Genomic DNA, 20,056 nt, shown 5'->3' with positions numbered 1-20,056 from the left:
TCTCCCCCTTAGATGTTCTGTAGATCTTTATCAATTTTTTCAATCTTAGCTTTCTTTTCCTCTTCACTTATCGTAGATTGTTGAATATCTCGTTTTTCTAATTCTTTGACCTCTTTCATTACATTTTTATTTCCTTGCGTTTTAGCAAAGGAATAACAATCTTCATATTTTTTTAGATTTACAAAAGCTTCAACAATGAGTTTTTCACGTCTACCGTCCATATTGACTTTATCCTTAAGCTTAATTACCTCCTCATATTTCTTATTAAGTGCTGCTTTTTCAAAATCGATTACATCATTTTTGACATCAATTTCATTGATTTTATTCATGTTGTCTATCCCAATAAAATAAGCAACCACACTTTCTGCAAATTTCGGTTCATATTGTAATGCCTTATTTGCCTTTCCATTTAATAAATAAGTAAATAGAACTGCCTTCTGACTATCTTTATCTAATTCTGTGTAATTGACCTTATCGAAGTATTTAACGGCTTCTCCATACTGCTGAATGGCTGCCTGTTGTAATCCTTTTACTACATATTGTTCAGAGCCAGCATTTGCACTTGAAACTGGTTCGGAGGAGAATAACTTAAAGGCAAATATGGCACCAGCTCCAATTAACACCACACTTCCTATGACACTCGCAATAATCTTGAATCCTTTTCTATTTTCCTTTCCAGGCTTTACTAGTGTTTTTACTTCATTCGCTGAACTATAAGAGGATTCTTCCTTCCTTTCTGATGATTCTTCTTGATATTCATATTCTTCATGAAAGGGAGAATCATTGATTTCCCTTTCTAACGTTTCTAACAGCTCCTTTTTTTGTTCCTCTTGTTCTGGATCTAATTGCATCACATTCATTTTTTTAGAAATGTGATCAAAAATGTGATCTGCATATCTCGAACCAAGTGATAACGTACCGTTATAAATTTCATTAGAATGACCATCTAGCAAATCGAAATCAATATGTTCTTGCCGCCCTGCCTCTCTATAAACTCGTTCTAATCGCCTCGTTAAGATATAAGCTTCATGAAACGAATATTGCTTACCCGACTCAATTTCTGTTCCATTGCTACTCTTAAAAATGACAAACATGGCTTCTCCTTTCTCACATCTACTTTAAATTCCAATGAAAAAAGGCAACAAAAAAAGCCATACCTTTTGCATAGCCTCCTCATTGCCTTATTTATATTTTTTCACTATTTCATCCAGAAAAACGGGAATAAGATTTGACCAAATTTTACATTGCTATTTACGCTCTCTGCTAAGTATTGGCATCCCATTACGATAACAAGTCCGGCTGCTCCACCAAGAAACCACCAAATACATTTATGTCTTCCTCGTTCACCGCCCCAAATTAATAGATAAGCGCCCCAGCAAAATACAATCGCTGTACTAACCATTGCCCCTCTTTGCATCCATGCAATAAAAGAATTACCTGTATTAATTAGACCATCCATCGCATCACCTAACACTAACATTTGAGATAATGTTTCCAACATTGACATATACATTCACTCCCTTTTCATTTTTAAATGCTTATACGTTACTAAGCTGACTTGATTCATTCGCCTTGCTATCTTCCTTTACTTCTGTTGATGTTGCTTTATAAGCTTGCAAAGCCTTCATTACTAGATCTTGATTTTCTTCAATGTATTTCTGATGATGTAAATGAAGCCAATGGTTATAATCCTGACCATTGGCTCTTAATAGGTTTGCTACCATATCTTTTTCTTTTTTTAATTCCCTTTGTGTAATCGCCACTGTATCACCACCTTTCAATGATTATGTGATTACTTCTGATATTGCTCTTTGCAATTTTGAACAAAATAGGTAACTTCTTTTTCAAGTTCTGGAAGTTTATCAATTGTAAATTTAATCTCTTTTTTCACCTTACCTTTTTCATAATATGCAAGAGTATCCCTTCTTTGCGATAATCCCCAATCATGAGGGTTACTTGTACTTGGAATATCGTCACGATTTTCATCTAAACCTTTTACTTCAATTTTTTCTTTTTTAGCTATTTTTTTTACAAGAAAGATCCACTCTTCACTATGCCTCATGTTAGACGTTAGCATAACAAAACCTGTGCCATCCTCACTCATGAACTTCTTCATTTCTAACGGACTAAGCTCCATTACTTCCCCTTTTCCCGAACTAAAGACAAATGTTGAACCAATACCAATTGCAATTAACAGTCCAACAACAGCGGAAATGATCCACCCTTTACGACTCATGTATGTTCCTCCCTATGTCATATTTTTATAAGCGATTTTGAAGTGTGATGAGACACTTTTAAACTCCAACATCTGTCTTTATTTTATAACATTTAAAGGAAAGTGGGATAGAAAATGGAAATACCATTTATGGCTGGAATGACGAACCCTGTATTGGTATGCGTATAGAGACTAATCCCGACCTAGCTTCTATATGCCCAATACCGCACTACGTATTTTGGCGTGAACGTAGAACCTTATGTATCTACTGTTGTGATGTTCCTCGCTTCTTCAGAATGTCAAAATGGGATATTCCTCACGAGTACTGACACAAACAGGTCTTTGATACACTGCATTTCCCAGTGGTCACAGATGAGTTTTACGATCTTACTCACCCAACGATAATCGTATACCTAACCCCTCTAGTGACCTTTCGAAGGGAGGCACGCATATATATTGTATATTTCACCTTTCTACATCATTACTGAAAGGAAGAGATACACAATATATATCTAAATTGTCAAAGAACAACTTACTTTGTGCTATGTTCTCAGCACACTTCAAAATCGCTTTTTTTATTTACATTTTTGTTTGACAGCTACTAATTCCGCATGTTTATTTTTTCGTTTAGCAATTAAGTTTTGATGTTCATCTCTAACCGAGCGCACTTGATAATAAATTTGAGCCACCTTTTCAATGCTTCCTGTGCTATTTTCAATTGCGATGGTGCCTTTCAGTTCGTATGTTTTTCCATCAAAAGTTTTAACACTATGAGCTTGTGATGCCGCAATATCATAAAATGTGAGTCTTTTTTCTTTTCCCATATGAACGCCTCCTATTTTTGATTAAGAAGGGAGAAAAACGATTCTCCCTTGTCTAGTTTTCTAGCCATCTAGATAGGATGAAATAGTGAACGAGTGCTTTAGATCATGCTAGGATTGTTGTGTTATACGTGGTTATGATGCGTTGCGCTGCTTCTTTTCCGTATATGTGTTGTAATGCGGATTGAGATTCAACTACGATTGAATGCTGAATGTGGTATGTTGCGCTTTCTTTCAAAAACTGCTCCATATGAGGGATCGGGTACAAATCATATTGATGAAATACCAGGTGAATTGGTCTTATGTTCTTGCATTCTGTTAGATACTGAAGAAAATTAGATAATGCTTCTCCTCTCTCTTGATACGTACTTGTTTCCGTTTCTACACTGATGTACACAACAGATTTTTGTTTTAGATCCATTTGTAGCGTTTCATAACCAGTTAGTAAATCATGTTTGATGATGTGATACCCTTGTTTTCGTTTTTCGTGATGGGTATCTTCATAAAAGATACCTTTTGGATCAAAAATGAAAATAAAATCGTTGGCGTTTTCTTTTACACCTTCTATGACCGTTTTATACGCCCCAAATCGGGCTTTTATCACACCTGCAACCTTTTCCCCTTCATTCAGTTCTTTCAACGCTCTAATCACCTTTGTATACTTCTTAGCTACGCCTAACATGTATTGCACTCCTTCCTATTTCATTTTCCTCTTCTGACTGCTACTGAAACCAAAAATACTCTTTTTGTTCCCCTTGCTTTTCACGTTGATGTTTTTCAAGAATGTATAGCAAAGTGACAGTTATCGCATCCCTTGTTTCTTTTGAATAAAGACCTAGCTCATGAAAAATATGATATGCTGGATGCTCATTTTCGAGCGAATTTATTACCTCTACCAAGTTCGCTTCACTCTCATACATTTTTTCCGTGAACTCAATAACTTTTTTCACATCTAGGTAGTATAGTTTTTTATGCCGTTGATCCAGATATAAAATACTTCCTGCCAATAATTTTGTAGCGGATTCTATCCAATAATCATGTTGCTTTAATGGTTTAATTACAGTTTGAGCGATTGAAATTGCTTGCATCAATTCTTCAGACAACCAAGCACTCTTGCGCTGCATAACGTCTTCCCCAAGTTTCCCTATTTTTTTCATTTTACCGACGTGGATTTCTGACATCTCATTTCATCTCCCTCTCGGTTTCTTATATCTTGCTCCCTATCCAAAAAACAACGATCCAAATGGGAATAACGAGTATACATGCATTCCGACATCCAATAGCAAAGCCTAACGGATTTTCATCTGATTCACTAAAATGAGCTTCATATTCTTTCATATCATGATTGAGCTTTCTTACGGTTTCTTACTGCAAATACAGCTCCAATTGAGCCAAGTACGACACATGCAAGACCGATCCATTTTATGTATGGATTTTCGGCTTTACCGCCTGTTGTTGGAAGATACGTTTCGATTTTCTTTGGTGTTTGTTCTAGTTGTGGTTTCATAACAATCTGCTGTGGTTTCTCTAGTTGTGGAATGACAGGTTTTTCGGTTACTTTTGGTTGTTCCGGTACCTGCGGTTGTCGTGCTTCTGGTTGCTCTGGTTTTTGTGGTATTTCTGGTTTTTGTGGTTGTTCTGGCTGTTCTGGTTTTGGTGTCTCTGGTGTAGGTGGTGTCGGTTTCTTCTGATCCTTTACCGTATGCTTAATAATTTGACCATCCTCTTTAATTTCAAAAGGGAATATCTCTTCATTCAGTAAATAGCCGTCTGGTGCGAATGTTTCTTTATACGTATACTTTCCATATGGAAGCTTGAATTTTGCAATGCCGTTTTCATCCGTTTTTCCTTTTGCAACTTCTTTTCCTTGTTCATTAAAGATAGTAAATTCAGCGTTCGGAAGCTTGTTGTTTCCATCCGCAATATCTACCTTACTAATCTCTAACTCTCCTGTGATTTTCTTATTTTTTGCTGTTAGCATGATTGTCTTTCCTTGTTCCGAGATACTAAAAGGAATAGATTCTTTCGTTAAAACATAGCCAGTTGGTGCTTGCTTCTCAACAAATGAGTATGCTCCAAATGGTAAGTCTTTTACTTCAATCAAACCGTTTTTATCACTTTTGTGTTCACTAATTTTCTTACCTTTACTATCTTGAAGAATGAACACCGCACCTTCTAATTTTTTATCTGGATTCTCTCCATCTACTTTTAGAAGTTGCACGTTTCCTTTTACTTCTTTATTTTCAACCGTAAATGTCAGTGTTTTTCCTTGCTCTTTAATCTCGAATGGATATTTAGTTTGATTAAGAAGGTATCCTTCTACCCCTTTTGTCTCAACAAAATAATACTTTCCATACGGAAGATCCTTCACTTGTGCAATCCCTTGCTCGTTTGTAATTGTTTTTGTGATTTCTTTTCCCTCTGCTGTATACACTGTGAACTCTACTTTTGGAAGTGTTTTTCCACTGTCACTTGATTTCTTAATCTCGATGTTTCCTTTTACCTTCGTATTTTGTACTGTAATTGTTGCAACCTCACCTGTTTTAACTTCAATTTGTTGTGGCTGCCCATTCAGTACATAGCCAGTAGGTGATTTTACCTCTTTAAGAGTATAAGTTCCGATTTCTAAACCAGAAAGGCTAGCAATTCCTTTTTCATTTGTAGTAATAGTACCAACCTTTTCATTCTTACTATTAAACACATCAAATACCGCATCTTGTAATACTTCTTTTTGTTCTCCTACTTTAATAACTTCTAATTGACCTACTGATTTCCAACTCACATTTAAATCCGTACTTACTTTTTCTTCACTACGCTCTAATAGTACGGTAGCATCTTGAATTTTATCAGTTCCTTTGTAAGCAACTGCATGTAAATTGACTAGGTTAGAAGTGATTTTTAAGGAAAGATTACCTGTATTGGAGGATTTCGGAACCAAAATACGGAATTTCTCTCCTAATTGGAATTGTTCTTTCATTTCTCCATTCTCAGCTACAATTTTTGTACCATTCGGTGCATTTTTAAGGTTTACAGTGAATACACCATTTTTAGCGTTACTTTCTACTTGGTACAAACTCGTTTCAAAGTACTCACCATTAAGTTTTGCTTCTTGTTTATCAGTTTGAATTACATTCATGTAAGTTTCTTGTGTTGCGTTACTATGATTCACCGCATAAATAATTTCCTTAGCTGCTTTTTCAACATTAGCATTACGATGCTCAAGCTCCCAAATAGATAATTGTCCTAATGCATTCCAAACCGCTAATTGCGTTGCATAATGAGCTTCCTTCCAATTCGAAACACCTAATTCTTGTGGAGATTTCTGTGGGTATCCATTCATTAAAATTCTATATACCACATTATCTGCTCGCCCTACTTCTGGAAGATCCTCACCATTCGGTGAACGTAGTCCATATGTAAGACAGTACGCAATTTGCCCATTAGAATTTTTGAGGAGTTCCGTTCGAACATCTTTCCCATATTGATGGCTATAACTCCAATCCATTTTATATTGCTCATGCTGAATTACTTCAGCACTTACCTTAGTAAACGGAAATAGGAAGTTTATTGCTACAAGAAGCGTACTCATTGTAATGAGTATCATTTGATACGAACGTTTCAACATGACTAACAGCTCCCTCATATGATATACAATTTTCAAAGATCATTAAAAACTAAATTTTCAGTTTTATTAACTTGAAAAATACTAATTAAGTTATCCTTTTTCTGTATTGTTCATTTACAATATAGATGTATAATTATTGTTTAACGAGTAAATGAAATTTGTTTCATTCTAATCTTGCTCGATAGTACGTAGCAAAAAAAAGTTTTTCAATTGGTTCATTGAAAATATCGGCAAGAAGTTTGGCCCTATTTTCAATAACTCCTTTTGTACCAGTTTCAATGTGATACAGAGTTTTCACGGGTATTTCAGAAGCCTCCGACAGCTCTTGAATTGTTAACCCTTTTGATTCTCTAATATTGCGTATAACAGTCAATTTCTCACCCCCTTAATCACATTCTATTCTCCTTAAAGTAGAATGTCAATCCTTTCGGGAAACTTTTTTATCCCAACGGTGAATTACTATCCCAAAGGTGAATAAATCGATTGGAGTGAAATAAATGATACAGAATTATTTCGGGGAAAATGTTAGAATTCTAAGAACACTTAAAGGATTAAATATGAAGGAACTTGGTGATGTTTTAGGAGTCGCTAGTAGTACTATTTCCAACTGGGAAAATAACAGGAAAGAGCCAAGTTTTGAAACGCTCCAAAAGATCTCCATTTATTTTAATGTAAGTACTGATCGACTCCTAAATCATAAAATTGGTGATAGTGAAGCTCTTACAACAGAAGATCGAAAAATAATTGTAGAACGTTTAGCCCAAGATTTGTACGAAAGTTATAAAAATGTTCCTGATAAAGATAAACCACTATTAGAAAATGAATTGATTGAGTATGCAAAATATTTAACGCATAGAATTGAGACTAAAAATAAACTAAAAGATAGCTGAAATCCATTATTCTTCTTGGAAATTTCCAATTAACAGTAATAATTCACGATAAGTTTCTAAAATTTGATTGTCCTGGTCAATCATTTCATTAAACCATTCTTGATTAAGATTCATTATGTAACCCTCCCGTATTTACGTGAATTTTTTATATTTTCATGTGTTAGTGGCACGAAATTTTTACGCTTTTAAATAATGAACCACCATTATAAAGTACGAAAGACGCTACCTTTTAGTAGCGTCTTTCTTGCTTAAACGGCTTAACCACCGCCGGGGTCGACCATTCTTTGCATAACATATTTATTTGTATCTTGCACTTTTGCATGTTGTGAATCTGGTGTTTCTAATTGAAAAAACGATGTCAATAGCATTACGGTATATAACGTAACCGCTAAAAATTTATTCACTTGACTTCACCTCTTCTTTTAATAGCTCTTTCTTGACGTATTGCGAATAAAAGATATTACCTGTCAATTCAAAAGATTCTAACGATTCTTTTAATCCTATTATATCATTATTTATTTTCGAAAACGAATACTGTTGAAAAGCCGTGAAATTTTTGCCATCTTTTCTCAGTTCTTCATATAGCTTAATTCCTGTTTCCCTATCACCATGCATACATTCAAAAAAAGCTTTCTCAGATAAATGAATAAGATCAAATCTTATCTCATCCAAATTAACACCATTTTCTATATATAAATGCGCTAGTGTAGTATGAAACGCTACATATTTTTGTGTTTTTTGTGGAACTTGAATACTTTCACAAAGAGAAATAGCTTTCTTAATATACTTCTCAGCTGTAGATGGGCATTCAAATGTGAAACTTTCTCCTAAACAACACCACGCTGTAGCTTTAATAATAGAAATATCTAATTCAGAATCCAGAATTTCATAGCATGTATTGCGACATCTTTCTAAGTCATTTCTCATTAAGTATATATAAGCCAAACGCTCTTTATATTTCATTTCCAAGCATTGCTTAACGTACTCTTGTTTTACTTCTTTTAAAATAACATCTGTGCGATCAGCATAAGGGATAACAGCATTATAATTTTGCTTATCATACATAGCTTCCATATATAAAATGTTTAAGGCTGCTTGGCACACTGTATCTGAAGAGAAATCTTTAACATACATCTCATCCAATAGTTGCTGACCTCTTGCTATGTTTTGATTCCTTTTGTTCTGTATTTTATAAACCGCTAAGTACTTCTTTAATCCTTTTGTATCTGAATGTTTTTCTATAATATCTGCTATTAATTTGTATTCTCCCATTGCTTGGCAATAGCATAATGCTTTTTGTACATTTAATGGTGTTTTACAAAGAAGAATATATTCATGAATGATTTTTCCTTGCTCTTCCGAACTATCACAAATGGCTTGAACTAACTTTAAGAAAATCTCAAATTTAAACTCTTCTGTTTTACATTGAAGTCCGTTATCAATTGTTGTTTTACTTGTTCCAATTTCCTTTGCTAGTTGTCTACTACTTATTTTCTTTTCAGTTTTAATTTTCGACAATTTCCCCATTAAATTCTTCAATGTAAAGCCCCCTTCCAAGCACAAGACGTATCACCCAATATAAATTATTTAAAAGACATTTTAATCTATAGTGTAGTATTTTGATATATTCTTGGAGGTTAATAATTAATTTTTATAATCGGGTAATCAAAACTTGTCATTATATAACTTAATATTTTTCTCATAAATTGTATAATTAGAAATATTTTAACACGAAGGTCTTATAGTTATGTGTAAAGTGCTCATTATAAAAATTTTATATTTATTTATCAGAAAATTAAAAAATAATAAGAAAATACAAACTTTTAAATTCAGATATGCTTTTAGCGTGAATAAATCCACATGTTTTTTACAGATAGGATAACAAAGGCTACTTGAGGGGATTGATATTATTTTAATAACAATATAAGATAAAAAGAAAGATTGTATTTTGAAGAAAAAATGTTTTTTTTAATATGTAGACAGAAAAAAAACCCCACTATACTCAGTTTTAAATTGGTCTCTAGTTTGGCGACATGAACCAATTTAAAACTCCTAGAATAGCAAGGGTCTTATTTAACATTTTTAATGTTCACTTATGACGATAATTATAACATAAGGTGAATTTAATGTGAATAAGAACCTCTATTTTTCCATGTTTTTTCTGTATGTGTTTAGTGGGAGAAATAGGAGGTTTTTTTGTGATTTCACGAAACTTTTTGTTAAGTCGAGCAAAAGCGGAACTAAGTCCCCACATTCATCACTTATCTAAAACTCCTGGAGCTATCAATCAAGAAATCAAGAAAATAATTTCTTATATTGATAGTATTGTCCTAGAGTGTGAAGGTGCTACCACAAAAGATTATCTTACCAAAAGGAAATACGAAGCTTTAGAGACTGTTTTATCTTATTTAGTACAAGAAGGCTATAGTCAAGTTAGACAAGAACACATCAGCAAAAAATCTGGAATTTCAAAACCTATTATTAATTACGTTTTTAATTGGCTGCAAGATTTAGGAGTATGCCAACAAATAAAGGTAAGACGACATGGAAAGATCGCCCCCTCTGTTTACATCTTAACAATACATAATAACTATTTAAAGATTGTTGAATATTTCAAGATAAAATGGGCTGTAGCAATTGATGTTTGTGCTACTTTTACTAGATTTTTAAAGAACAAAATTAGTAAAAACTCTGATGTAACAAATCTTGAATTTATGCAAAAAAACAATTTTAAACCTTCACCTTCCTTAGATTTTTTCAGCATTGAAGAGCAATCAAAACCTGCTGTCAATCATGAGAAACAAGGAAAAAATAATAGATTACAAGAATTAAATGATTATTTGAGTGAAGATCAGAAAAGAGCGTATTACTACATTTTGAGTCAAGAGCTAACATACCTATCTGAAAATGATGCGTATACAATTGTTTTAAGATTGCCACCGGATATTGATCGCTACACAAGATGGGATTTTGAAGAATGTGTGCAATGGTTCCAGTTTAATAAAGCTGAAAACAGTAATCCTGCACATTTCATAAAAATGTTTAATCAAAAATCTAAACAGAAGCAAGAACGTAGAAAACGTAATGCACAAAATACAAGGTCACTCTCAGATACAACTAATAGTCATACATTTGTTTTCTATAATTTTCTAGAAGAACACGATTAAAATCAAAAAAATCCAATTACAAATAGCCTTGCTGAAAAAAAACATATACAGCAAGGCTATTTGTAATGTCTTCCTATAGTTCTTTATGACCTTGTTGGTCTTCAATTAAACAACTCATAAATCATATATATTTTCTATGTACTATAGTTTTTTCTTTTTAATTCAACTATAAAATTTAAACCTTATGAATACAGTATATTCAATTATTATTTACTAAACTATTTACTTAGAAATTTACTAAGTAAAAATCTCCAATACCTTGATACAATAACCATTATGGCCCAAATATTAATTCTAATGTTTTTATTTATTTTAATTTCTAAAACAAGATTTATTAAATATAGTACTTTGCATCTATTTGTAACTTTTTAGGGAGGCTTAGCATATTTTCTAAAAGATTCCCTAACTTTTTATATAATTTGGCATAATTCATATTTTAAACAATCGATTAAAATATGATTCTATTGGTTATATAACTACACTGGTCTTTTGTTATTCATCAAAATTGTTCAATAATATTGAATTAACTTTTTCTAAATTACCTATGTTCTTTAAAATCTTCGTACTCATTGATTTCACTCTTTAAAAGGTATAATAACTTATTTTACGAATTGTCTTAACAACTGATTTCATTATACAAGCGTCTTCGTCCCCCTCTTCAACTATAGTACAATCTACATTTTGTTCTAGCATCTGTTCTATTACTTTTAACGACTCTTGAAATCCTTCACCCTAATTACTAGTAAGATTAATAAACGTCTAGATTTATTGCCCCCCTTTTCATCTTCCTATACACATCTACATTTCATATCAAATTTATAATGTATATTATTCAGAAATCTGGTCCATACTAATACAAATGAAACCTCAAATTAAGTTTTTTTAGCTATGATTATTTAATATTTAATTAATATATTTCATCTCCCAATATCCTCATTACTTTTCACTTATAAAAATAACCCTGTTTGAGATTCAAAACCCAACAAATAATATCAGCATCTTTTAAAAATTCAAACAATACCTATACATGCTTTCATACAACAATAAAACGCTACTTTAACGCATAGCGTTCACATATAAATAAAGCTTTTTAGGCATATGTACTATAAAAACCGTACTTAATTGCTAATTCTATTAATGAAAGCTTTGATTCTATTGCAAATATCTAGTAAAATTCTTATATCAGCAACAAACTTCTAATATTAATAGTTAGTTTTAAAATAGTTTCCTATGTACATTAATGTTGTATAAATACTTGTTCACTTCCAACAATGAACGCTATTAGAACGAATAGCGTTCATTGTTGGAAAAATATTAACGCTAGATGTATAGACTGACTTAATATATAAGTATGTATACAAACAAACTGATATGAGTACAAATGATTAGATGGCTGCCTATAAAAATTTCTACTCTTAAAGGAAAGATCTTTTCAAGAACGAATCAATATCTAACATACAAATAATGGAGGTGTGAAGTTTGGAATATGGATATTTTGCACAAGAAGTAGCAAAACAACTAGATATAAACACCAATACACTTCGCAGATGGTCAATTGAACTAGAAAAAATGGAATATATATTTGAAAGAAATGAGCGTAATCAACGAATTTACTATGAGAATGATATAGATATCTTAAAGCAAATGAAAGAATACTTAAATCAAAACTGGAAACTAGAAGAAGCTGCAACAAGAAGTATGGAAAGCATGGAAAATACTGAAGAGAACGCTCAGAAAACGGATAGCGTTCATGAGGAAAATGAAGTTCAAGTAACGCTCAGAAAACGTTCAGAAACTGATATTTTGATGATTCAAGAAAAATTTTCTCACATGCTTGAGCAACAAGATAAAATTGTACAACAAAACCAAGATATCATTAAATTGTTATTACAGGAACGCTCAGAAAAAGAAGACAAAGATCTACAGATTCAGTTATTACAAGAAAAACTGGATAAAGCAATTGAACTATTAAATGAAGATCGCCAAGAACAGCAAGATAACACCAAAAAAACGTTCATTCAACGTTTATTTAATTTAAATTAAATCAGATATACGTTTTTTATCAAATATATCTAATTGAGCAAAAAAAGCGGTAGCTACCGTTTTTTTTTTGCTCATCCTTACAACACGAATATGTAGTTTTGTAAAAAAAAATTCTATGATACGTTTTTTCTTGTTAAATTTCGAAGAGTGTAGTTTTTTACAACTTGTGTTACTAATCCTAACTAGAATAAATAGCCTGTGATACATGATGCTATTATAAGGGTTGATTAATTACATAAACTTTCTACTAAAATCATCAAAAAGCATCATGTCATTGGTAAAGAATACTTATAATTCAGTGGTATGCTCAAAAATAGAAAGCTTGTAAAAGCGATTAGTGACATGTCTTGGTCACAATTTCAAACAATGTTGAAATATAAAGTAAAGTGGTGTAGTGAACAATTAGTTGTAATATCTAAAACATTTGCTTCTAGTCAATTATGTTCCAATTGCAACTATAAAAACATAGATGCTAAAAATCTAAACATTCGTGAGTAGGATTATCCTTATTGTGGCACACGTCATGATAGAGATCGTAACACAGCGCTCAATCTTAGAAATGAAGCTAAACATAAGAACTATCGGGATAGCCTACTGAATTAGAAACCGTTTGGCTTCTGTACTTAGGTATCCATTACCTCAAGGATACTAGGTACTCAGTTGTCCAATATATTTTTCTTAACATATCTTATTGGACCTTTCTTATGGATTCAAAAAACTCTTTATATCGCTAATAAAAACATGTTAATCCTATTTCCTAAAATTAGTTAAGTGTTTACTTTGTCAATTTTTAGGTAAGATTGACAAATCCTCTAATTTCTTAACCACATAATAAACCTGTATAGGAAACTCCATGTTTTTTCTAGTCTTCTTTAATTCATTTTGCCAGACTAAATTTTTTCATATAAATGTCATCAATCACAGCATTCATTATTATTAAATCCTATGCGTTATAAACGCTATTATTAAAGGCCATATCTTTTACTTCTAAAGTTACATTATGTCGTCCTTAAAGGAAAACTACTATATTTATGCACTGAATCTCTAATGAACGCATAGCGTTCATTATTTACAAAACGTTAAATTAACGTTTTGTAAGCGCTCATAGCGTTTTTTTATTGTATTAAAATACTTGCCATCTAATATCCTTACAGATCGTTTCAAGTTCAAAACACTAAACAAAGAAAATTTTCCATTCTTTAATTTGTTAGGCCGCTATCACATAGCTCCTAGGCCTTTTAGACGATTCTTATCGCTCTTATAATTTAAAACTTTGCTAATAAGATATGTGCCATAGGAAGAACACGCCAATTAATGTCTATATTTCCGTAATCATACTTCGAACATAGTCTACTAACATCAACTATTTTTAATTTAGCAACTACTTTATTTCATACCACTTGCTTAAAATACTTTATAACATATATAGCATAGTCAGGGTCGTTATTATAACGTTCATTAATTAGTACAACATAGAAACATCCAGCTTTATTATGGACTATTAATTGATACACCCTATCAGATTTTATATATTGCTTTAGCATATATTGTATCCTTTAAACAACTCAGGATATTGATATTAAAGAGATAAACGCCAAAAAAACGGGTAGTGTTCACATAAAAAACACTTAATAACACTTAAGTTAAAAAGATTTTAGCATAATCACAACTACTTATCCCTTTGTCCTGCCTTATGGATTCCAAAGATACTTCATATATCTCCAGCCTACTTTAATAAATTTATCAGATTGTATTTGTTATATTAAGCTTAACATTAACTTAGGATACATCTTAAGATTTGTAATGATAAAAAAGCACCATACCATCGCAGCGTTCATTATTACTAATTTATACGCGTTATCAACACTGTTAAATAAGACATATCTATCCTAAAGCCACATTATACGTTTAGATATAAATATATCTAAACGTATAATATTAATGTGCCGAATTCCTTGTGAACGCTATGCGTTCACGTTTTACGAATGGTTAAATTAACGTTTCGTAAGCGTTCATTTTTTTATTCCTACAGTATTAAACATCTTGCGCCTCAAACAGCCTGTAAGGATGTTTGGAGATGCAAGATTATTAAATAAAAAGACACTCCATTTCTTATTTGTTAGGTGGCTATTCTCGTAATTCATATACTTTATAAATAAAATACTTCCTTCTTATGATTTAAACTTGTGTTAATACCTTTATCATAATGTGTGTTATAAGAATGAAACTCTCATGAACATCTATAACACAGCTAAAATTAGTGGATTTCTTGAAATACGCCCTTGGAAGATTATACTTTGCTCCTTGCAAGTTGATCCCTGTTTAAAGAATTTAATACGATATATTTTTACTTCATTTAGTTGAAATTGTTTTTATAACATTTAGTACTAATTATAAAATATATTATATTATAATAATTAAGTAATATATAGAATACTAATTTATGTATAGATATATTTTATTTTTATCATTCAAATGGAACAAAACATCATATGAATCCTTATTTTATTTATTCATACATCTGTTAGGTGTAACACTCTTTAAATAACTCCTAACGTTGTAGTTAAGGGATTAGTCGGTAAAATAACGGATAGCGTTCACGTGAAAATAAACACTAAAATAACACTTTGATAACGTTTAGATTCTCCAAGAATCCCGATACCTTAAAATATTCACTTAACCTTTATAGATTATAGTTAGGATTAATAATTTAAATTTATAACATCTTCGATTTGGTAACATCATTTAAAAGCATAGTTGCTTAAAAGTAGCACTCTCAAAATTATTGCATAAATTTTATCAATCTCTGACAAAGAACCATTTCCTCAAAAATGTGAACGTGGTAGGTGTATGCCAATTGACGTAAGCCAAAATGCTTGGCTTGTTATCATATAATTGTAGATATTGCTTTTTATGAATTCTTAAGATAGGATGTTGGTTGCAGAAAACTCATTGCAATTGTAAACTATCGTCCCATGCTTGACGAAATTATGAAAAACAGGATAAAACAGTAATCTCATATATTAAATAGATCGCAATATTGTTAAGAGGTCACAGTTTCACATAAATAGTATTCTCATATTAAATACATCCTATACAAAAAATTGTTAGTAGTGTTAAAAATATTTTCTGAGGGTTTCATGACCGTTTTTATAACGTTCATGAAACCCTCAATGTGTGATAGTAACTTTCGTTACACTCATAAATCCCATTATAAAATTTTTCTATTTTTTTATAATTATATTGTAAAGCTAGAAATGAATTGATTTATTTTTTTAGTTAATCCTTGATTAATATATCTATTATAGAATATGCCATAATAATGAAAAATTCATTCGTAAAACCTCTAAAATAAATGCCTAAAGCATGCGATTAGATATAACTATAACTTTCTCCTCATTACATTTTGCCTTCGACTCCAACGTTATTGAAATTACATCTAAGATACATCAAAAAATTATTGCCTTCTTTAGACTACATATGCCAGTTCAAAGTATCATTCGTTCTTCTGAAAAGAATACGTTTTGTTTTTATTAGCTAGTTTCTACTGTTGGAACAAATTTAGCTTTTTTATAAATAAAAAGACTTCTTTTATTCCTAATCCCACATCATTCTCAACAGAAGTACCAATTTTCATTAATTCTTTTATGTATCATCTAACAGTCGTACTAATTCATAGGCTTTACAAACAGCGTTCCACTATAGATTATAGATATTTTTGTTTGATCATCTATTATAACCATATTTCCGTTCGTTTGTTTCTTTTGTAGAATTTTATTTTGTTTGGACTAGAGTAATTCATTTCAAAAAACATATGCTTATATCCATCGTACTTCTCTCCGGACTAAGATTTCTATCTTGAATCTCCTTATATAAAAAAGAAGATTCTTTTAAATTACACTCATATTATCTCTTTACCGAAGCTTCTGCTCTATCCATCAAAAACATCGAATTAATTAATATGTAAATATGCAACTAAAAATTGATTCAAGTAGGCCCCATTACAAAATAACAACGCCTAAATAACACTTCTAAAACGTTCATATAATAAAACTATTGTATTTAATGTAACTTAAGAAACTTAAATATATAATTTTGGTTAAAAAATTTGATGTCTTACCACAAAAATTTAGAGTTAATTTCAAAAATAAAACAAGAGCACTGAAGGTTATTCATTATCTATTTAAATATCTTACTTTTAAACTTTAAGCCAGCATTCCTGTGATCCTCTGTGAACGCTATGCGTTCACGGAGGATCACTTACTACATTCCTACTATAAACAGTAAAAGTATGTAAATCGATTAACACCCTAGATATATATCCAATCCCAAATCATATTATATTAGTTGCTTCAGAAAGTAGTTTTATTTTTCAAAGTATGTTACCAATGAACCTCCTAAAAAACACCTTTTCAACATAGCTTTATATTGCCACTATGATTTAAGTATGTATGTAGAGACTACTTTAATATCTATGTGATTTTTTATATAGAAATACTTCAATTGAAATTCTTTACAGCCTATATAAACTACTTTTTTATTATTGAGCTCGAAAAATAAATTTATAGGTTTTATCATTACGTAAACCATTTTCTCTTTAAAACCACCTTTAAATGTTGCTATTACAATGTTTAACGCTTTAAAAACGCCTAGTGTTCATCTGCTAAGTTCGCCAGATAAACACCATAATAACGTTTGTTTAGCAAATATATATGAATCTGTAATTAATCCTGTTCAATTTTTATATTCAAATCAAATTTCATAGATTCTCTATTCTTTTAAAGGAGTGCTGCAGATACAAATAGAACATATACAACAAAATACATATTGTAACTTGATATGTAGAGGGTTAATTTGCATACTACTTTTTTAGTCTTTTAGTTATAGTTATCATCAAAATAGCCAAAAACAAACTTATATAGTAAAGATCTCAGTTTAAAACCGTCTTTCAATGCGTTACTACACCAAAAAACATCTAATCTTCCAATCTCATTTCTTTTATCAGCTATTTGTTTATAAAAAACATTGAAATCGTTGATATAAAGGGGTTTAACGCATTAATAACGCCTAGCGTTCACATAATATCAAACACCGAAATAACACCTTTATAACGTTTATTCGGCTAACCATTTTAACTATTCAAGTATGTATAAGTCATATTCGTAATTAATCTTATTTGCTTTCTAATTTTCTTCCTCCTGATTAAAATGTATACCTCATTCCACTAGATATCCCTTGGATTCCCAAAATATATCATCAATAGTCTATTCGTAAACCATAGAAACAACATGATATTTTAAAAGGCATCTTCGACAAACGTATTCCTCCCACCAATAACGCCTTTTATATTTTATAGATATCCAAAAGATATCTAATACATATCTAAAAAATACAAAAGATCAGAAATCTCCCGAAACAACCCAACACATCTCGATTTATTATCTATTTTTATATTTATTTTATATTTATTTTATATCTATTTTATATTTTAAGTATATTTTTTATTCATAAACCTTATAAAACCCTTGTTGTTAAAGGTTTTATAGGTTATAATATATTTATTAGATATAAATTAGAAATAAATTTCATAGAGGTGATGTATAATGGCAAGTTTAAAAGGCAAAACTCTTCATATAGACATAGAAGGTGATATTGGGAACGATTCATTTAAAGGTTACATCAATGGTGAATACATAAAAATGAAAAATGTATATCAAAGTGTTTACTCAATGCCTAATGTTACAGAGACAAACATCCAAAAAAACGTAGTTAATTTAGTAGATAATATGTTCGTGAATATTGCTAGTAAATCAATTCGAAGATCCGGAATGTATTTCATTGGTAATCGAGCGATGTTAACAGGGAAAAATCCTAAAAACATGAACATTAAAGTCGGTCAAAAATACAATGATGATTTGCCTCTAATTAATATGCTAGGATTAATTGCAAACAAATCAGTTCAACTTGAATGGGAACGCACAGAAGAACTACCACAATCAATCAATGTGACTGTCGACCTTATTTCAGCTATCCCAGCAAGCCAATGGACACCCGTAAACGCTAAACATTTAGAACAGCGTTTTACTAATTCAAATCATGTTGTAGTGGTTTATGTAGGAGAAGAGCAGGTAACGGTTAGCTTAACATTTAATAGTGCAAACATTACACAAGAGGGTGTTCCTCCGTTATTTGCAATTCTTGAAGGGGAAGAGGAGATGTTTACTGATTTCACTAAACTATATGCAAAAAAACTTGAAATCAAAAAAATTGACGGCTCTTTCTTTAAAAACAAAAAGATTCTACATGCTGATATTGGGGATGGAACAACTGAGTATATCTATACAGTTGGCGTGAACCCCGTAATTGATGCTTGTAGCGGTGAAAGACGTGGTGTCGGTCATGCTACAGAAGAAGCTGTAAAATTATTAAATCAAGAACGTGGCACAAACATTAAACGCCAACAATTCTCTCAAATTCTTCAAGATATAGATCATAAATACCATGAAGAGGCAACAACCCACTTTAATATTACAAAAGTGGAACAAGCTGAACTAATCCTAGAAGATACAGATGAAAAATATGTAAACAATACAGCCAGTGAAGCTGAAGTTTTATGTGTGTATGGTGGGGGAAGTATTACTTTTAAAGATGAATTATATAATCAATTATTAGAGTATTGTGAGCGAGTTGGAATGTACTTATTGTGGATTCCAGAGAAATACGCTGTAGATATGAATGCTAAGGGGATGCAAATTATCAAGAAAATTCTTTCTCGAAAAAAGGTGAAATAGTATGTCCGACAAAAAAAGAGAATCCTTCTTCTGGAACCTCAAGAAGATTGAGAATGAAGAATTCTTTAAATGGTTCGAGTCACAAAGCAATATAGCCGATTCTTTGTATAAACTTGTTTGCTATTTTATTGATAAACACGGTTTACAAGACGTGGCTGATTATAAGATACAGCAACAAATGCAAAAAGAAATTTTACTTCAAGATAAAGACTTTTTAAATGATGTTAAGCGTATACTTTTAAATAATTCAAACCTTACTATTCAAAAAGAAAGCCAAGCAATTGAAGAAGAGGTAGCTGATTCAAATAGAATAATCTCATCTAATGAAAAGAATTCTACTTCTAAAGATACACATATAGAAAATGAATCAACAACTGAAAAAGCAGTACTAAAAGATGAATATGAAGATCTGGATACGGCCAATTTATTTGGTAGCTAGCGTTATTACTCCATGATAAAAAAGAGTCCCTATTTTAGGGACTCTTTTTTATCATGGAGTTAAGC

Annotated in this window: 16 protein-coding genes and 1 pseudogene; 6 read left to right on the top strand and 11 right to left on the bottom strand. The window is 31.3% G+C overall.

Going from position 1 to position 20,056, the window contains the following annotated elements:
* Positions 1 to 8: 8 nt before the first annotated feature.
* The 9 genes from NST86_RS31570 to NST86_RS31530 form a co-directional block, all read right to left on the bottom strand.
* Entirely contained in the window at positions 9 to 1,094 is a 1,086-nt protein-coding gene (locus NST86_RS31570; protein ID WP_098617067.1) for a hypothetical protein, read from the bottom strand.
* A 104-nt stretch (positions 1,095 to 1,198) separates the two neighbouring features.
* Positions 1,199 to 1,507: a hypothetical protein gene (locus tag NST86_RS31565; protein ID WP_000062187.1), complete on the bottom strand. Its 309-nt coding sequence runs from the start codon at positions 1,505 to 1,507 to the stop codon at positions 1,199 to 1,201.
* A 31-nt stretch (positions 1,508 to 1,538) separates the two neighbouring features.
* Positions 1,539 to 1,763 (bottom strand): hypothetical protein, encoded by a 225-nt coding sequence (locus NST86_RS31560; RefSeq protein ID WP_001018798.1) that lies wholly within the window; start codon positions 1,761 to 1,763, stop codon positions 1,539 to 1,541.
* Between the two features lie 29 nt (positions 1,764 to 1,792).
* Positions 1,793 to 2,236: a hypothetical protein gene (locus tag NST86_RS31555; protein WP_025966419.1), complete on the bottom strand. Its 444-nt coding sequence runs from the start codon at positions 2,234 to 2,236 to the stop codon at positions 1,793 to 1,795.
* 554 nt (positions 2,237 to 2,790) lie between these two features.
* A complete protein-coding gene (locus tag NST86_RS31550) occupies positions 2,791 to 3,039 on the bottom strand; it encodes a hypothetical protein (protein WP_000514061.1) in 249 nt (82 codons plus the stop codon).
* Between the two features lie 103 nt (positions 3,040 to 3,142).
* On the bottom strand, positions 3,143 to 3,718 hold the full coding sequence (locus NST86_RS31545) for a hypothetical protein (RefSeq protein ID WP_098617068.1): 576 nt from the start codon (positions 3,716 to 3,718) through the stop codon (positions 3,143 to 3,145).
* A 40-nt stretch (positions 3,719 to 3,758) separates the two neighbouring features.
* Positions 3,759 to 4,217, bottom strand: a complete 459-nt coding sequence (locus NST86_RS31540) for a TRAG family protein (protein WP_098617069.1) — start codon at positions 4,215 to 4,217, stop codon at positions 3,759 to 3,761.
* A gap of 158 nt (positions 4,218 to 4,375) precedes the next feature.
* The gene (locus tag NST86_RS31535; RefSeq protein ID WP_098617070.1) at positions 4,376 to 6,661 is read right to left on the bottom strand and encodes a SpaA isopeptide-forming pilin-related protein; all 2,286 of its coding nucleotides are present in this window, start codon (positions 6,659 to 6,661) and stop codon (positions 4,376 to 4,378) included.
* 163 nt (positions 6,662 to 6,824) lie between these two features.
* Positions 6,825 to 7,034, bottom strand: a complete 210-nt coding sequence (locus tag NST86_RS31530) for a helix-turn-helix transcriptional regulator (protein ID WP_000216138.1) — start codon at positions 7,032 to 7,034, stop codon at positions 6,825 to 6,827.
* Positions 7,035 to 7,158: 124 nt separating this feature from the next.
* On the opposite strand from NST86_RS31530, the gene NST86_RS31525 reads away from it, so the two are divergent.
* Positions 7,159 to 7,551, top strand: a complete 393-nt coding sequence (locus tag NST86_RS31525) for a helix-turn-helix domain-containing protein (protein WP_000615757.1) — start codon at positions 7,159 to 7,161, stop codon at positions 7,549 to 7,551.
* 257 nt (positions 7,552 to 7,808) lie between these two features.
* Here NST86_RS31525 and NST86_RS31520 read toward each other — a convergent pair whose 3' ends face one another.
* The gene (locus tag NST86_RS31520; RefSeq protein WP_001031951.1) at positions 7,809 to 7,955 is read right to left on the bottom strand and encodes a hypothetical protein; all 147 of its coding nucleotides are present in this window, start codon (positions 7,953 to 7,955) and stop codon (positions 7,809 to 7,811) included.
* Positions 7,948 to 9,078 carry an AimR family lysis-lysogeny pheromone receptor gene (locus NST86_RS31515; RefSeq protein ID WP_086424307.1) on the bottom strand — a complete coding sequence of 377 codons (1,131 nt, stop codon included), beginning with the start codon at positions 9,076 to 9,078 and terminating at the stop codon, positions 7,948 to 7,950. The genes NST86_RS31520 and NST86_RS31515 overlap by 8 nt, the downstream gene beginning before the upstream one ends.
* 671 nt (positions 9,079 to 9,749) lie before the next feature.
* On the opposite strand from NST86_RS31515, the gene NST86_RS31510 reads away from it, so the two are divergent.
* The 5 genes and pseudogenes from NST86_RS31510 to NST86_RS31490 all read left to right on the top strand — a co-directional run bounded on the left by NST86_RS31510 (position 9,750) and on the right by NST86_RS31490 (position 19,991).
* A complete protein-coding gene (locus NST86_RS31510) occupies positions 9,750 to 10,718 on the top strand; it encodes a Replicase RepFR55 (RefSeq protein ID WP_086424276.1) in 969 nt (322 codons plus the stop codon).
* A gap of 1,479 nt (positions 10,719 to 12,197) precedes the next feature.
* The gene (locus NST86_RS31505; RefSeq protein ID WP_000455692.1) at positions 12,198 to 12,761 is read left to right on the top strand and encodes a MerR family transcriptional regulator; all 564 of its coding nucleotides are present in this window, start codon (positions 12,198 to 12,200) and stop codon (positions 12,759 to 12,761) included.
* 231 nt (positions 12,762 to 12,992) lie between these two features.
* Positions 12,993 to 13,364: pseudogene (locus NST86_RS31500) on the top strand (RNA-guided endonuclease TnpB family protein); the annotation flags it as partial.
* 5,000 nt (positions 13,365 to 18,364) lie between these two features.
* On the top strand, positions 18,365 to 19,552 hold the full coding sequence (locus tag NST86_RS31495; protein WP_000157614.1) for a ParM/StbA family protein: 1,188 nt from the start codon (positions 18,365 to 18,367) through the stop codon (positions 19,550 to 19,552).
* A 1-nt stretch (position 19,553) separates the two neighbouring features.
* On the top strand, positions 19,554 to 19,991 hold the full coding sequence (locus NST86_RS31490) for a hypothetical protein (RefSeq protein ID WP_001280892.1): 438 nt from the start codon (positions 19,554 to 19,556) through the stop codon (positions 19,989 to 19,991).
* The last annotated feature ends 65 nt before the right edge of the window (positions 19,992 to 20,056 follow it).

This window comes from Bacillus sp. FSL L8-0199 (assembly GCF_038005705.1).
GTDB lineage: Bacteria > Bacillota > Bacilli > Bacillales > Bacillaceae_G > Bacillus_A > Bacillus_A cereus.
The sequence above is the reverse complement of the archived record's forward strand: the minus strand, read 5'-3'. Positions and strand labels throughout refer to the sequence as shown.

Excerpts from the sequence above, each read along its gene's own strand:
- NST86_RS31570 (WP_098617067.1), bottom strand. The coding sequence starts at position 1,094 with ATGTTTGTCATTTTTAAGAGTAGCAATGGAACAGAAATTGAGTCGGGT.
- NST86_RS31565 (WP_000062187.1), bottom strand. The coding sequence starts at position 1,507 with ATGTCAATGTTGGAAACATTATCTCAAATGTTAGTGTTAGGTGATGCG.
- NST86_RS31555 (WP_025966419.1), bottom strand. The coding sequence starts at position 2,236 with ATGAGTCGTAAAGGGTGGATCATTTCCGCTGTTGTTGGACTGTTAATT.
- NST86_RS31550 (WP_000514061.1), bottom strand. The coding sequence starts at position 3,039 with ATGGGAAAAGAAAAAAGACTCACATTTTATGATATTGCGGCATCACAA.
- NST86_RS31545 (WP_098617068.1), bottom strand. The coding sequence starts at position 3,718 with ATGTTAGGCGTAGCTAAGAAGTATACAAAGGTGATTAGAGCGTTGAAA.
- NST86_RS31540 (WP_098617069.1), bottom strand. The coding sequence starts at position 4,217 with ATGTCAGAAATCCACGTCGGTAAAATGAAAAAAATAGGGAAACTTGGG.
- NST86_RS31535 (WP_098617070.1), bottom strand. The coding sequence starts at position 6,661 with ATGTTGAAACGTTCGTATCAAATGATACTCATTACAATGAGTACGCTT.
- NST86_RS31525 (WP_000615757.1), top strand. The coding sequence starts at position 7,159 with ATGATACAGAATTATTTCGGGGAAAATGTTAGAATTCTAAGAACACTT.
- NST86_RS31515 (WP_086424307.1), bottom strand. The coding sequence starts at position 9,078 with ATGGGGAAATTGTCGAAAATTAAAACTGAAAAGAAAATAAGTAGTAGA.
- NST86_RS31495 (WP_000157614.1), top strand. The coding sequence starts at position 18,365 with ATGGCAAGTTTAAAAGGCAAAACTCTTCATATAGACATAGAAGGTGAT.
- NST86_RS31490 (WP_001280892.1), top strand. The coding sequence starts at position 19,554 with ATGTCCGACAAAAAAAGAGAATCCTTCTTCTGGAACCTCAAGAAGATT.